Source organism: Actinoplanes couchii, assembly GCF_016862075.1.
GTDB lineage: Bacteria > Actinomycetota > Actinomycetes > Mycobacteriales > Micromonosporaceae > Actinoplanes > Actinoplanes couchii.
Window position 1 is genome coordinate 114,501 of record NZ_BOMG01000026.1, and the last position, 13,713, is coordinate 128,213.

Consider the following 13,713-nt stretch of genomic DNA (forward strand, 5'->3'; position numbering starts at 1 on the left):
AACCGACGCTACCGGTAGCTTCCTCACGTTTCGGGCGAACCGCCAAAGAGGGCGCGACCATGACCAAGTCGCGCCCTCGGAACCGGCCTCAGACGACGTCGACCGGCTTCACTCGCGGATCCCCCTCGTCGGCGAAGTAGTCGTCGGGCGCCGTCCCATCCGTACCCTCAGGCGTCTTGGCAGCTCGCAACGCCACCGTGACAAGGACCGCGACCAGCGCGTTGACCAGGACCGCGACGAACCCGACGTAGATCGTCTTCTGGGTGTCGAACCCGAACTCGGACAGCGGGAACGCCGATCCGCCGAAGTGCAGCCGCCCGGTGGCCGCGTTGGGGATCTGCCAGAGCATCCAGAAGCCGAGCGACATCCCGGCCGCCCAGCCGGCGATCAGCGCGCCCCGGTGCAGCCACCTGGTGTAGAGCCCGATCACCACGGCCGGCGCCGTCTGCAGGATGATCACACCACCGATCAGCTGCAGGTCGATGGAGAACTGCGGGTCGAGGAAGACGATGCAGGCGACCGCCCCGACCTTCACCACCAGTGAGGTGATCTTGGCGACGTTCGCCTCCTGCGCGGGGGTGGCGTCCTTGCGCAGATACTCCTTGTAGATGTTGCGGGTGAACAGGTTCGCCGCGGCGATCGACATGATCGCGGCCGGGACCAGCGCGCCGATGCCGATCGCGGCGAAGGCGACCCCGGTGAACCAGGACGGGAACTGCTGGTCGAAGAGCAGCGGCACCACGGTGTTGCTGTCCACGCTGCCGGGTTTGTTGCCGGGCAGCGGCTTCACGCCCGCGGCGATGGCCATGTAACCGAGCAGCGCGATCAACCCCAGGAGCAGGCTGTACGCCGGGAGAGCGCTCATGTTCCGCTTGATCACGTCCCGGTTCCTACTGGCCAGGACCCCGGTGATGCTGTGCGGGTAGAGGAACAGCGCGAGCGCCGACCCGAGCGCGAGCGTGAAGTACTGGACCTGGTTGTTGGCGTTCAGGATGATGCCGTCGTTCGGGGCCGGACTGGCCTGGAACTTCGCGTCCGCGGCATCGAAGATCGCACCCCAGCCACCGAGTTTGTACGGCAGCCAGAGCACCGCCACGATGATCACGATGTAGATCAGCGTGTCCTTGACGAACGCGATCAGCGCCGGCGCCCGCAACCCGGACTGGTAGGTGTAGGCGGCCAGGATCGCGAACGCCACGATGATCGGCGCGTGCCGGGCGATGGTGCTCTCCCCGGTGACGCCCATCGTCTTGAGCACCGCTTCGATGCCGACGAGCTGCAGCGCGATGTACGGCATGGTCGCCACGATCCCGGTGATCGCGATGACCAGGGCCAGGGTCGGCGACTCGAACCGGCTGCGGACGAAGTCGGCCGGGGTGACGAACCCGTGCCGGTGCGACACCGACCAGAGCCGGATCAGGATCAGGAAGAAGAGCGGATAGATCACCACGGTGTACGGCACGGCGAAGAACCCGGCCGCGCCCGCTCCGAAGATCAGCGCCGGCACGGCCACGAACGTGTACGCCGTGTAGAGGTCACCACCGACCAGGAACCAGGTGACCCACCCGCCGAAGCTGCGCCCACCCAGTCCCCACTCGTCGAGGTGGGCCATGTCCTTGGGCGCCCGCCACTTGGCCGCGACGAACCCCATCACGCTGACCAGCAGGAACAGGAAGGTGAAGACGGCGATCTCGACCACGTGATCGCTCATGACCGGCTCCGCTTGGTCATCTGGTAGACGATCGTCGTCGTGGTGACACCGAGCAGGATGAAGGCGAACTGCAGCCAGTAGAAGAGCGGGAATCCGCCGATCCGCGGTTCGTCGTGATTGAACAGGAACGTCAGCAGCGGCACCACGATCGGCACCACGAGCAGCCAGTTCCAGGGACTTCTATCGCTACGGGGAGGTTGCGGCTCAGTCATGAGAACTCCAACATTTCGTGTGCGTTACGTCACGCTAACGAGATATCGGAGGGTCGGGCGATCCCAAGTGCGCCGAACGGGTGTGGCGGTGCGCCGAACGGGCACACCGCCACGTTCATCTATCTCAGGTGGGCCGTTTCATTGACCGAACGCACCGCGATGTTGCCGTCCGGCCAGACGTCCATCGTCGACACACCCGCCGCGTCGAGGAACAGCCGGTGCAGGAACGCGTCGCCCGCGGCCAGCGCGTCCCGCAGGATCAGCTTGATCGGCGAGACATGCGAGACCAGAACGACGGTCTTTCCCGGGTACGCCTGGAGCACGGTCGCCAGAGCGCCCCGCACCCGTTTCGCGACCGTCTGGAACGACTCCCCCTCCGGCGGGGCGACACTCGTCGACGCCAGCCAGGCGGCCATCTCGGCCGGCCAGCCCTCCTGCACCTCGGCGAAGGTCCGGCCCTCCCAGACCCCGAAGTCGCACTCGATCAGATCGTCCATGATCGTCACCGGCACGCCACCCGCCGCGTCGGCGATGTGCTGGGCGGTCCGCCGGCACCGCAGCAGCGGCGAACTCAGCACCGCGTGGATCTCCGGCGAGATCCCGGCGACCCGGCCGGCCGCGGCCATCGCCTGCGCCTCGCCCTCGTCGGTGAGCGGCACGTCGCCGCGCCCCGAGTACCGGCCCGCCGTCGTCATCGGCGTCTCACCGTGCCGGACCAGGATGATCCGGGTGGCGTCGCTCAGCGAGGCGGGCGGCGCCCACGACTTCGGCGTCTCGTCGTTTTTCAAGACGCCCGCGGCCTCGTCCATCGCCCGGTTGGCCAGCGCGTCGGCGGCCTTGTTGCGCTCCCGCGGGATCCACTCGTAAGTGACCCCGGCGAACTTGCCGACCAGCGCGGCGGCCTCGGCGGCGAGCGGGCGCAGACCGGCGTTCTTGATCTGCCAGCGGCCGGACATCTGCTCGATGACCAGCTTCGAGTCCATCTTCACGGCGACCCGCTCGGCGTTCAGCTCGGCCGCCGCCTCCAGGCCCGCGATCAGCCCCGAGTACTCCGCCACGTTGTTGGTGGCGACACCGAGCGAGTCGTACCGCTCGGCCAGCACCGCACCGGACTCGGCGTCGAAGACCACCGCCCCGTACCCGGCCGGCCCCGGGTTGCCCCGCGACCCGCCGTCGGCCTCGATGGTTACCCGCAGCCCCGTCACAGGCCGGACTCCGCGGTACGCACCATGATCCGGCGGCACTCCTCGCAGCGGACCACCTCGTCCTTGGCCGCCGCCTTCACCCGGTGCAGGTCGGCGCCGTACAGCTCGATCCGGCAGCCACCACAGCGGCCGGCGTGGAACAGCGCCGCGCCCAGACCGGTGTCGGTGCGGATCTTCTCGTACAGGGCGACCAGGTCCTCGGGCAGATCGGCGGCGAGCGGCGCGCGGGCCTGGGTCTTGAACTCCAGCTCCTTGGCGATCTCCGCCCACTGCTCGTCCCGCCGGCGCTCGGCGTCGGCACGCCGCTCGGCGGCCGCGGTCAGCCGGCCCTGCACCTCGGCCAGCGTCGCCTCGGCGGTCTCCCGCTGCTCCATCAGCTCCAGCTCGGAGTCCTCCAGCTCGGACTGCCGCCGGTTCAGCGTGGTCAGCTCGTGCTGCAGACCCTCCTGCTCACGCAGCGACCCGCCCGCGTCCAGGCGCTTCTTGTCCTTCTCCTTGCGCTGCCGGACCTGGTCGATGTCCTTCTCCAGGCGGGCGATGTCCCGGTCCAGGTCGTCGACGACCACCTGGGCACGGACCCGCTCGTCCTCGAGCGCGGAGATCTCCCGCGCGACCGCGTCGATCTCGGCCAGCTCGGGCAGCGACTTCCGCTTGTGGGCGAGCTGGGCCAGGGTGGTGTCGACGGACTGCAGGTCGAGCAGACGACGCTGCGCTTCCGGGGCGGCCTTCACGGGCGGATCTCCAAATCATCGCGAATCGCATGGACGGTCCAGGGGTCGGTGTCCAGGTCCGACACCAGCACTTCGACGCCGACCTCCGCGCGCAGCCAGGCCGCCACGTCATCGAGCCACGGCCGCTCGCTCGCCCAGTGCGCGACGTCCAGCAGCGCCGGGCCACCGGCCGCGAGATGCTCGCTGACCGGGTGGTGCCGGAGATCGGCGCACAGGTACGCGTCGGCGCCCGCCCGGGCGGCGTCGGCCAGGAACGAGTCGCCCGCGCCACCGCAGACGGCGACCGTGCCGATCAGCCGCTCCGGGTCGCCGGCCGCGCGCACCCCGGCGGCGGTCGCGGGCAGCCGCTCCGCCGCGAACCGGGTCAGCGCGGCCAGGGTCATCGGCGCCGGCAGGGTGCCGATCCGGCCCGGGCCACGGCCCTCGCCGGCGGCCGCGCCCACGGCCGGGACCAGCGGGCGCAGCCCGGTCAGGTCCAGCCGGGCGGCGAGCGCGTCGGAGACGCCGGGGTTGGCGACGTCGGCGTTGGTGTGCGCGGTGTAGAGCGCCACGCCGGCCCGGATCAGCCGGTGCACGAGGGCGCCCTTGAACGTGTCGGGCGCGATCGACGACACCGGTTTCAGGAAGAGCGGGTGGTGGGCGACGATCAGATCGGCGCCGGCGTCGAGCGCCTGCTCCACGGTCTCCGGGACGCAGTCGACGACGCACAGGACCCGGGTGACCGGAGCGTCGAACTCGCCGAGCACCAGCCCGACCCGGTCCCAGGACTCCGCCCAGTCCCGCGGATAACGCGAGTCCAGGGCATCCACCACGGTTCGGACGGTGCAGTCGGTCACGAGTGCAAACCCTATACCGCTAGGAAACCGCCCCCGGCTCGACTCGGCTCGCCGCCGCCATCGGGCTGCTCACCGCCTGCAACGCCCGCCGCCAGGGGAACTGCGGACGGTACCGGTCGGTCTGCCCGGGGTTGCCGAGGCGGCACACGTCCTCCCCGTAGAGGACGTGCACACCCCAGTCCCGCAGTTTCGCCAGGCTCTCGTGCAGCGACGGATGAAGGGCCATGACCCGATTGGTGTACGGGACGACAGCTGTCGGAACGCCGTACCCGTACCCCTCGACGAGCAGGCCGAGGACCAGTGTGTCGGTGATCCCGGCGGCCCACTTGTTGACGGTGTTGACGGTGGCCGGCGCGACGATCATCGCGGTCGCCGCGGGAAGCGTGTCCGGGTCGCCGGGACTCTTGTAGTCGGAACGTACCGGATGGCCGGTCTGGGCCTGAAGGGCTGCCACGTCGACGAACTTGCGGCCGTCCGGGGTCGTGATCACGCAGACGTCCCAGCCTTCGCTCTGGGCCAGCCCGACGAGGATCCCGACGTCCCGGGCCATCGGCGAGCCGCACACCAGCACGTACAGCACACCGGGTGAGGGGTGGGGGTTACCGGACATCACTCGATTACCCACCTCATACGCCGACTCCCATCTGTTCAGCCAGCTCCGCTATCGGAGCGGGCGGCGTGCCCCGGGTACGCCGGAGCACGTCGGAAAGGACTTCGTGGGCGAGTGGCCGGCACCGGATCTCGGAAGGGGCGAGTCGATCGCCCTCCAGCAGCATCTCGCCCGCTCTCTCCACATCACCGATCTGCGTGTAGCCGCGAGCGATGTCGAGGTAGTGATGCGCCCGGCGTTCCGGGAGCATCGCCTGGAACCCGGCCTTGTCCATGCTCAGGTGCGCTTCGACGGCCAGGCGACCGTCGCCGAGCTCGACCGCGGTCGCGCAGCGGTGTAACTGCACGTTGGTCGGGCCGAAACTGGTCCAGTAGTGGTTGAAGTCGCCACCCAGCTCCAGTGACGCCTGATCGGCGCCGCAGAGCAGGTCACGCACGGTCGCGGCGTCCCCGATCCGGGCGGCGGCCATGGCCCCGTTCAGCAGCAGCATCCCGTACACGGAAAGCTGGTCCGCCTTGGGCCGTTCCGGGCCGACCGGCGCCAGCCGGTTGGCGATGTTGACGTTGACCTCGAGCGACGGCCGGACCCGGCCCAGCGCGAGCAGGGCACTGCCGACCCGGTAACTGGCCAGCCCGGCCAGCAACTGATCACCGGCCCGCTGCGAGACCGCGATCGAACGGTCCGCCGCCAGCCAGGACAACTCGTGCTCGCCGACCTTGCGCAGCGCCGACGAGGCGATCTGGTAGACCTGCCCGAGCAGGTGCGCCGCGTGCGACGCCTCCTCGCTGTTCGCGTGGGCGCTGTCCGCGGCCTGCGCGTCACGCAGCAGCTTGGGCAGGGCACGGGCGAGTACGCCGTACTTCGCGTGCTGGTAGGTGAGCCACGCGTGACTGACCGCTTTGCGCATCTCCGGCAGCGGTGGGGAATGTGGCACCGCTTGGAAGAACGCGCTCATCTGGTCATACCGCTCCAGAGCCGCCCGAATCTCCTCGACCTCAACCTGGTCGATGCAGTTCTGCGCCTCCGGCTTACGTTCCACTTCCTTGCCCAGCAACAGCGTGACATCGACCTGGAGCACATCGGCGATGTCGTAGACAACGGAGAACTTGTCGAGCCGGCGGACCCCGCGTTCCACCTTGTCGACCCAGCTCTTGGATTTACCCAGCCGGTCCGCGAACACCTGCTGGGACATCTTGCGTCGGCCCCGCCAATAGGCGACGCGGCGGCCGATCGGCAGCTCGTCCACGGTGCCTCCCCCACTCAACCAGCGGTGTCTCCGCCGGTGAGCCATCCGGTGTTGATCGCAGTGTGGACCGCCCACGTGCGCGCAGATCGCACAGCGTGTGTGATCGCCTGCTCACCGATGCTCGTAGTTTTCCTTGCAAGTTGCAAAGGGTGGATCTGCCGGTCCCAACGACGAGCGTCGGGACGGGATACGGCCCTCCAGCCCGATCCCGGGGGTATCGAGCTATGCAGTGGACCAGCCGTCAGACGTTCGTCCCATCGTCAATCCTCGACCGGACGATCCTTCGCCGGGCCGCCCTGCGCTATGCCGCGCACGGCTGGCCCGTCACCCCTGGCTCCTATCTGACCGGTCACCGGTTCGACTGTGGCCGACCCGGGTGCCCGATCACCGGTTGCCATCCGGCCCTTGAGCATGGGGCCGCTTCGGCGAGCGACGATTCCACACGAATCGCCACGTGGTGGCGGCGCCGGCCGCACACCGTCCTGTTCACCACCGGATCGGTCTTCGACGTCCTGGAGGTGCCCGCCGCGATCGGCCGGCCCGGCCCCGAAGTCGGACCGGTCGCGGTGACCGCGGGCGGACGCTGGATGTTCCTGACCCGGCCCGGCGGCACACTGCGCCCCGAGCTGGAGAACCGCCTCGACGTCGTGCTGCACGGCGACGGCTCCTGGATCCCCGCGCCACCGAGCCGGCTGCCCGAGGGCCCGGTGCGCTGGCAGATCCCGCCGGGCCGGGTCCAGTGGCGCCTGCCCGCCCTCGACGAGGTGCAGGATCATCTGGTGGTGGGCCTGGCCGTCGCCCGGCCCGCGGTGGCCCGGGTTCCGAGGCAGGTGTCGACCACCCGCCGGGCGGCCTGAGCATCCTCGGCCTGAGCATCCTCGGCCTGAGCATCCTCGACCTGAGCATCCTCGACCTGAGCGCGAGAACAGCTGGCATGAGACTAGATAACCCCATCGAGGGGGATGATCACATCACCCTGAGGGAGGAAACACGCGTGAGTGAATCGCTTTACTTCATGTCCAGCTCGCGGTAAGCGGCTATCACAGCCTCGGTGCGATCGGCCAGCTCAGGACCGTTGCCGGCGACATTTCCGGCACCGGTGACCCGGGCCAGCGTCCGCTCGGCGTGCCGGGCCACGGCCGCGACCTGCCTCTCCCGGATGAAGCTCTCACCCGCTCGGGCGGCGGCGTCGACGGCCCGCAGGATGCGGTTCGCGTCGTCGCCGGCCTCCCGCCACGCCTGCTCGGCACGATCCCGCTGGATGTCGGCGGCGCGCCGGGCCGGGCTGTCCGCCGGGATGTCGGCGCCCTGGACACCGGCCAGGTCGGCCCGCAGCCGGCGCAGCTCCTGCCGGCGCTCCAGCACTTCGGCGAGTTCAGCGAGCGCGCCGGTCAGAGCCCGGTCGGCCAGAACCGGATCGATCATCCCGCCGAGCGCCGGCCAGGTCTTCCGAATCCGCCGCGCGGTGTCCAGCGCGTCATAGAAGGCGCCCCGCTCCGGAACCGTCCACAAAACCCACGCCTCTTCCCGGGCGCCGACTCCCTCCCGGGTTCCGGCTTCCTCCCAGGGCCCGGCTTCCTTCCGGGTTCCGGCTTCTTCACGAGGCCCGGCTGATTTCCAGGACCCGGCTGATTTCCGGGACTCGGCTGATTTCCGGGATCCGGCTTCTTTCCAAGTCACGGCTTCTTCCCGGGGAACGGCGAACGCTGCCGGTTGCGCGGCACGCGCCTGCCTCCGCCACACCGCAGCGATCACCCCGGCGCACCCACCGACGGCCAGCAGCCAACTGACCCCGAGAGCGCAGAGAACAGCCGAGACAAAGATCAACGGAAGCGCGATACGGGAAACGACGGTGATCCGCTCATCCAGCCCACGCCCATCGGGCGGCCGGCAGACGAATTCGACAAGCGACCCGCTCCGCTCCCTACGGACGAGCCCACTGCGCACCCGAAGCGGACGAGTGGAGACGACCACTTTCTCGGCATCGGCCCCGACAAACAGCTCCGCGTCCACCGCAGCCTCCCCAGACCGGTCGCCCGGGCGGGCCCGAACCGCCGAGGGGAAACCGGCCGGACCCGCCCGCCCACCGGTTCAACCGGCCGGACGCCACTGAGATCGGCCCCACACCATCCCCACTTGAGTCCCCCCGGGTTGCACCCCGGTTGCCGCTTATCCTCACCGGATGCCCGAGCTGGACCTGGTACTCACGAAGTACGACGGAACCCCCCACCGATCGATCAGAACCCTGCTGCTGGGCACCGACGAGTTCGGCACATGGCTGGGCACCCCGAGAGGATCGGTGATCAACTTCCACTACGGCCCGACCCGAACCAGAACAACAACCCAGGACGCGGTACGAGTGATAGCCCACGACGCCTGGTGGATGGCCATGTTCCTACCAGCGCCGGACCCCACAGAGATCTACTGCGACGTGATCACACCCGCAGTCAGATCCAGAACAGCGATAACAGTGATCGACCTGGACCTGGACGTGGTACGCCGACGCCCGAACAACCACGTAGAAATAGAAGACGAAGACGAGTTCGCAGAAAACACCGGAAAATACGCCTACCCAGAAGAAGTGATCACAGCAGCCACCACCACAGCCGCCACACTCCAAAAGGCCTTGACCACCCCAGCCGCCCCGTTCAACGGCCACCACCAAAAATGGCTGACCCACCTGACATCAATCAACAAATAAGAATCACATTCACTGCCGCAGACAAGAAGAATCCATCGGAACCTTCCCCCGGAACGGCGCGTCGGACCAAAATTTCGACGCCAATCTCGGTCTCCGCAGGCTGGGCCGTTCAGACGCTGAGGGAACCGAAAGCCGAGAGAGTGACATCGGCTTCGTGCACTCGGCCACCACCTCCGGACCTACTGGTGGACTGCGACCGGCTCTCGACTTCGCGTGGCCGTTCCTCGCTGTCGAACTTACCCTTCAGCTCTACACGCTCCACCTGCGACGACGAAGAGGAAACGGCGAATTTCCCAACACTCACAGGGCTTCCCTGATACGAGATCGACCATACGGCGTGTGTCCCCATCAGCAGCAGGCACATCAAACGTTGACAGTTGACCTCATGCATGCCAGCGATTATGAGAAGCCCACGCAAATCCGACGACCTTTCGGGTTTCCATGACGGCAAGCATCGATAATTTATTCCTCTGCCGGCCACCGAATGCTTGATCTGCGTCTCAAACGAAGAGCAACAGATGCCGGCCCGACCGGCGCCCAGGTCTCCGATCGCGTCACCGGGCCCTGGGCGAGGCAGCTCACATGGCTGTGCCGGACAAACTGAGACCAGGCGATGCGCCACAAGATCGAGCGACGCCGAACGGCAAACGGCGAACCAGCCGTGATGCGGGGTTTCCGGGGGCTCGGCCCCCGGAGCAGACAAGACGTGAGGCCCCGGTCCGCGCTTTCCGCGGACAGAGGCCTCCGACTCACGTGGGCGCGGTAGGTTTCGAACCTACGACCCCTCGCTTGTAAGGCGAGTGCTCTCCCACTGAGCTACGCGCCCGATCTCCAGTGAAGACCGGAGCCGTCATCCTACCTTGTCGGCTGATCGTCGGCCGAGGGTGGCGAGGGCCGTTCGCCAGGTGGTCTGCTCCCTGGTCTGGCCGGGGGTGGCCATCTCGGCGAATCGGACGGTGCCCGTCTCGTCGATGAGGAAGGTTCCCCGGTTGGCGATGCCGCGCTCGTCGTCGAAGACGCCGTACGCGGTGGCCACCGCGCCGTGTGGCCAGAAGTCGGCGAGCATCGGGAAGTCGAAGCCCTCCCGCGTCGCCCACACCTTGTGGCTGTAGACCGAGTCGACGCTGACCGTGAGCACCTGCAGGTGCTCGCCGGCGTAGACGTCCAGGTTCTCCTGGATCTCGGTCAGCTCGCCCTGGCATCGACCGGTGAACGCCAGTGGGTAGAACACCAGCAGGACCGCTTTGCGACCGTGGAAGTCGCTGAGGCGGACCTCCTGGTTGTTCTGGTCCTTGAGGACAAAATCGGGGGCTGCGGCTCCCACGTCGATGGGCATCGGCCCACCCTACAACGCCCGTAGGCCGGCGCCGGTGAAGGCGCCGACCTGGGCTGAGGGGCCAGTGAGCTACTTCTTCTTGGCAGCGCCCCGGGGGGAGACCAGGCGTGCCCCGGTCCAGTCCTTGCCGGCGTTCACCGTCGAGGTCTGCTGCAGCCCCGACGCGGGGGCCGACTCACTGATCTCGCTCGGCTCGACGTGTCCGTCGCGGCCGGCTTTCGGGGTCAGCAGCCACACCACGCCGTTGTCGGCGAGGGGGCCGAGAGCATCGGTGAGAATCTCGAAAAGGTCACCGTCGCCGTCGCGGTACCACAGCAATACCGCGTCGACCACCTCGTCGGTGTCCTCGTCGACCAACTCACCGACGCGTTCGGTCAGGGCGTCACGGAGATCCTCGTCGACATCGTCGTCGTAGCCCATCTCCATGACCACCATGTTCGGCTCCAGGCCGAACCGGTCCGCCAGGCTGCGTACGCCGTCGGCCTGACCCGCGGTCGCGCTCACTGTCCAAATCCTCCTAGCCGTCAACGAAAAAATTCCCGAACCTTTGGGGTAGTCCACACATTCCGGGGCCGGTGCGCAAGTGGCACACCGAGTGTGTGGCAATTTACCGCGCCAGCAGGGTGTGGGCACCCTGTGTGATGGCATCCTCTCCCACGAGAACGTGCTGGGCGGCGGGACCCAGCGGAACAGGGGCGTCAGCGGCCGCCACTCGGCGGACGGATCCGACAAATGCCCCATCCACCAGGGCGGCCAGCACCCCTTCCCCGACACCACCGGACCGCCGGGTCTCGTCCACGATCAGCACGCGCCCGGTCATCCCGGCCTCACGGACCAGATCGGCCGTGGGCAGCGGGTTCAGCCATCTCAGGTCGACCACCCGGGAACCGTACCCGTCGGCGGCAAGCTGTGCGGCGACACGCAGCGACATGCGCACCCCGTTGCCGTACGTCACGATCGTCAGATCCTGGGCGGAGCCGAGCCCGTAGGTGCGGGCCCGGCCGATCGGAACGTGGTCCTCGGCCCACTCACCGGGCGCCGGATACGGGGCGAGCCACTCGTTGTCGCCTTGCTGATAGAGGTCCCTCGTCTGGTAGAGGGCGACCGGCTCGAGGAAGACGCTGACGGTCCCGTCGACGGCCGCGGCGGCGAGGCAGGAGCGCAGCATCGGGGCGGCGTCGGCGGCACGGGCCGGGACCGCCACGACGAGGCCGGGCACGTCCCGCAGGGCGGCCACGGTGTTGTCGTTGTCGAGATGGCCGCCGACCCCGAAGGGCTGGGCCAGACCGGGAACCCTCAGGACCATCGGATTGCGGTACGCCCCGGCGGACAGGTGCCCCATGGTGGCCGCCTCGGTCCGTAGCTGCTCCAGACCGCCCCAGAGGGCCGCCAGGCCGTCCAACTCGGGAACGGGCAGCAGACCGGCCGTCCCGGCTCCCAGGGCCAGTCCGAGGATCGTGGTGGTGTCCGGCGGGCTGTCGAAGATCCGGTCGCCGTCCCGGGCGTGCAGCCCGGCGGTGACGCCGTGCCGCCCGCCACGGGTGGTGGCCGGCCCGAAGACGAGCAGACCGGGATAGGTGGCGAGGGCGTCGGTGAGGGTGGCGCCGATGGTCTGGGCCAGTGTCATCGGGGCGGCGTCCTCGGGCAGCCGGCCGTCGAACAGCCGCTCCCGGACGGCCGTCTCGGGGACCTCACCGGCGGTCTGGGCGACCCGCAGCGGGCGGCGTGGCGCGAGGGTGCCGGCGATCTCGCCGAGGGCGGCCAGTTTCGGCTCGCCGAGCACCTCCTCGGCGGCCTTGCGGACCTGCCAGCCGACCTCGTCGTAGCGGGTGAGCACCTCGTCCGGCGTGTACAGCCCGGCCTCGGCGAGCAGCCGGGCGGTGTCGATCAGCGGATCCCGCCCGGGATCCGGCTCGCCGGCCGGCCCGAGCAGGTGGACGGTGGCCAGGTGCAGGACGGCGGGCCGGCGCTCGGTGCGGACGAACTCCACCGCCTCGGCGGCGGCGTCGAACACCGCGGCGAGGTCGCAGCCGTCGGCGTACGAGTACCGCAGGCCGGGCCGCCCGCGCAGCACCCGGGCGGTCCAGCCGTCCGGGTCCGGCCCGCCGGGAGTGTCGTCCTCGCACACCAGCAGCAGCGGCACCCGCTGCCCGGCGAAGTCGAGCCGGCCGGCCACGTCCAGCCCGGCGACCCCACCGGCCCGGCCGGGCGCGCCGTCACCGAACGAGGCCACCACGATCGCGTCGTCCGGCCAGGCCCGCCCGTCGGAAGAGCCCTCGAGAAGGCCGGACCGACGATCGGAAGAGCCCTCAAGAGGACCGGACCGGCCATCGGAAGAGCCCTCGAAAGAGCCGGACCGGCCATCGGAAGAACCCCCCGAAGAACCGGACCGGGTGAGCGCGTGCGCCAGGCCGGCCGCGCGGGGCAGGTGGCTACCCCCGGCGGAGAGGGCCGGGATCAGGTGCAGAGCCGGATTGCCGAAGATCTTGTCGCGCCCGCCGGTGATCGGGTCGCGGACCGACGCGACCACGCCGCGCAGCACGTCGCGGGCGGCCTCCTCGAGACGGCGGGCCCGGTCGGCGCCGCTGGTGGCGGACGCGTCGGCCGCCCGTACGCAATAGAAAGCCGCGGAGCGGTGGTGGAGAAGGGCCGGATCGTCGCCGCGCAGCACCGCAGCCACCGCGGCGCCGCCCTCGTGCCCGGACGACGCGGCGGTGTGGAAGCCCTCGTTGAAGCTGCGCAGCCAGCGCGCGGCGAGATCGAGGTGGCGGCTGGTCAGCTGGGCGTCGAAGAGGTCCTTCGCCTGGGCGCCGGTCAGACCGGTGCCGTCCCGGACCGGATCGCCGGGGGCACGCCCGGTCTCCGGTGTCCGCAGGGCCGAGACCGCTTCGCGGAACCGCTCGTCGAGGCTTTGCGGGGTGGTCACGAGATTCAGCATTCCCGACGCGGGCCGGTAGTACCACTGCGAGATGGTTCGATCTGCCACACACGACAGGTGACGCGGTGGTCTACTCAGAGACATGATCTTGCGGTACGCCGCCCTGCGCCTGCTGCAGTGCGCCGGCTGGGTGGCCGGGGCCACAACGGTGTTCCTGCTGCTCGATCTGTACACATAGGCTCGGGCG

Annotated in this window: 13 protein-coding genes and 1 tRNA gene; 2 read left to right on the forward strand and 12 right to left on the reverse strand. The window is 69.2% G+C overall.

What is annotated here, in order from left to right:
- Positions 1-88 precede the first annotated feature (88 nt).
- The 7 genes from mctP to Aco03nite_RS07350 all read right to left on the reverse strand — a co-directional run bounded on the left by mctP (position 89) and on the right by Aco03nite_RS07350 (position 6,551).
- A complete protein-coding gene (mctP, locus tag Aco03nite_RS07320) occupies positions 89-1,711 on the reverse strand; it encodes a monocarboxylate uptake permease MctP (RefSeq protein WP_203794001.1) in 1,623 nt (540 codons plus the stop codon).
- Positions 1,708-1,923, reverse strand: a complete 216-nt coding sequence (locus Aco03nite_RS07325) for a DUF3311 domain-containing protein (RefSeq protein ID WP_203794002.1) — start codon at positions 1,921-1,923, stop codon at positions 1,708-1,710. The genes mctP and Aco03nite_RS07325 overlap by 4 nt, the downstream gene beginning before the upstream one ends.
- Positions 1,924-2,042: 119 nt before the next feature.
- Entirely contained in the window at positions 2,043-3,128 is a 1,086-nt protein-coding gene (locus Aco03nite_RS07330; protein WP_373872584.1) for a histidine phosphatase family protein, read from the reverse strand.
- Positions 3,125-3,859 (reverse strand): zinc ribbon domain-containing protein, encoded by a 735-nt coding sequence (locus Aco03nite_RS07335; protein WP_203794003.1) that lies wholly within the window; start codon positions 3,857-3,859, stop codon positions 3,125-3,127. The genes Aco03nite_RS07330 and Aco03nite_RS07335 overlap by 4 nt, the downstream gene beginning before the upstream one ends.
- Positions 3,856-4,695 carry a Nif3-like dinuclear metal center hexameric protein gene (locus tag Aco03nite_RS07340; RefSeq protein WP_239144973.1) on the reverse strand — a complete coding sequence of 280 codons (840 nt, stop codon included), beginning with the start codon at positions 4,693-4,695 and terminating at the stop codon, positions 3,856-3,858. Before Aco03nite_RS07340 ends, Aco03nite_RS07335 begins: the two co-directional genes overlap by 4 nt.
- Positions 4,696-4,714: 19 nt before the next feature.
- Positions 4,715-5,305: a flavoprotein gene (locus Aco03nite_RS07345; RefSeq protein WP_203794004.1), complete on the reverse strand. Its 591-nt coding sequence runs from the start codon at positions 5,303-5,305 to the stop codon at positions 4,715-4,717.
- Between the two features lie 16 nt (positions 5,306-5,321).
- A complete protein-coding gene (locus Aco03nite_RS07350; RefSeq protein WP_203794005.1) occupies positions 5,322-6,551 on the reverse strand; it encodes a helix-turn-helix domain-containing protein in 1,230 nt (409 codons plus the stop codon).
- Between the two features lie 224 nt (positions 6,552-6,775).
- Here Aco03nite_RS07350 and Aco03nite_RS07355 point away from each other — a divergent pair, with 224 nt between their 5' ends.
- Complete coding sequence (locus tag Aco03nite_RS07355) at positions 6,776-7,408, forward strand: bifunctional DNA primase/polymerase (protein ID WP_203794006.1); 633 nt, start codon at positions 6,776-6,778, stop codon at positions 7,406-7,408.
- Positions 7,409-7,559: 151 nt separating this feature from the next.
- Here Aco03nite_RS07355 and Aco03nite_RS07360 read toward each other — a convergent pair whose 3' ends face one another.
- A complete protein-coding gene (locus Aco03nite_RS07360; RefSeq protein WP_203794007.1) occupies positions 7,560-8,063 on the reverse strand; it encodes a hypothetical protein in 504 nt (167 codons plus the stop codon).
- 670 nt (positions 8,064-8,733) lie between these two features.
- On the opposite strand from Aco03nite_RS07360, the gene Aco03nite_RS07365 reads away from it, so the two are divergent.
- Positions 8,734-9,252 (forward strand): ribonuclease FAU-1 family protein, encoded by a 519-nt coding sequence (locus Aco03nite_RS07365; RefSeq protein ID WP_203794008.1) that lies wholly within the window; start codon positions 8,734-8,736, stop codon positions 9,250-9,252.
- 754 nt (positions 9,253-10,006) lie between these two features.
- Here the strand turns inward: Aco03nite_RS07365 and Aco03nite_RS07370 are convergent.
- The 4 genes from Aco03nite_RS07370 to Aco03nite_RS07385 all read right to left on the reverse strand — a co-directional run bounded on the left by Aco03nite_RS07370 (position 10,007) and on the right by Aco03nite_RS07385 (position 13,526).
- A tRNA-Val gene (locus Aco03nite_RS07370) sits at positions 10,007-10,078 on the reverse strand.
- A gap of 24 nt (positions 10,079-10,102) precedes the next feature.
- Positions 10,103-10,588 carry a peroxiredoxin gene (locus Aco03nite_RS07375; RefSeq protein WP_203794009.1) on the reverse strand — a complete coding sequence of 162 codons (486 nt, stop codon included), beginning with the start codon at positions 10,586-10,588 and terminating at the stop codon, positions 10,103-10,105.
- A gap of 69 nt (positions 10,589-10,657) precedes the next feature.
- Positions 10,658-11,092 carry a DUF3052 domain-containing protein gene (locus Aco03nite_RS07380; RefSeq protein ID WP_203794010.1) on the reverse strand — a complete coding sequence of 145 codons (435 nt, stop codon included), beginning with the start codon at positions 11,090-11,092 and terminating at the stop codon, positions 10,658-10,660.
- Positions 11,093-11,195: 103 nt separating this feature from the next.
- The gene (locus tag Aco03nite_RS07385) at positions 11,196-13,526 is read right to left on the reverse strand and encodes a transketolase C-terminal domain-containing protein (protein WP_203794113.1); all 2,331 of its coding nucleotides are present in this window, start codon (positions 13,524-13,526) and stop codon (positions 11,196-11,198) included.
- Positions 13,527-13,713 lie beyond the last annotated feature (187 nt).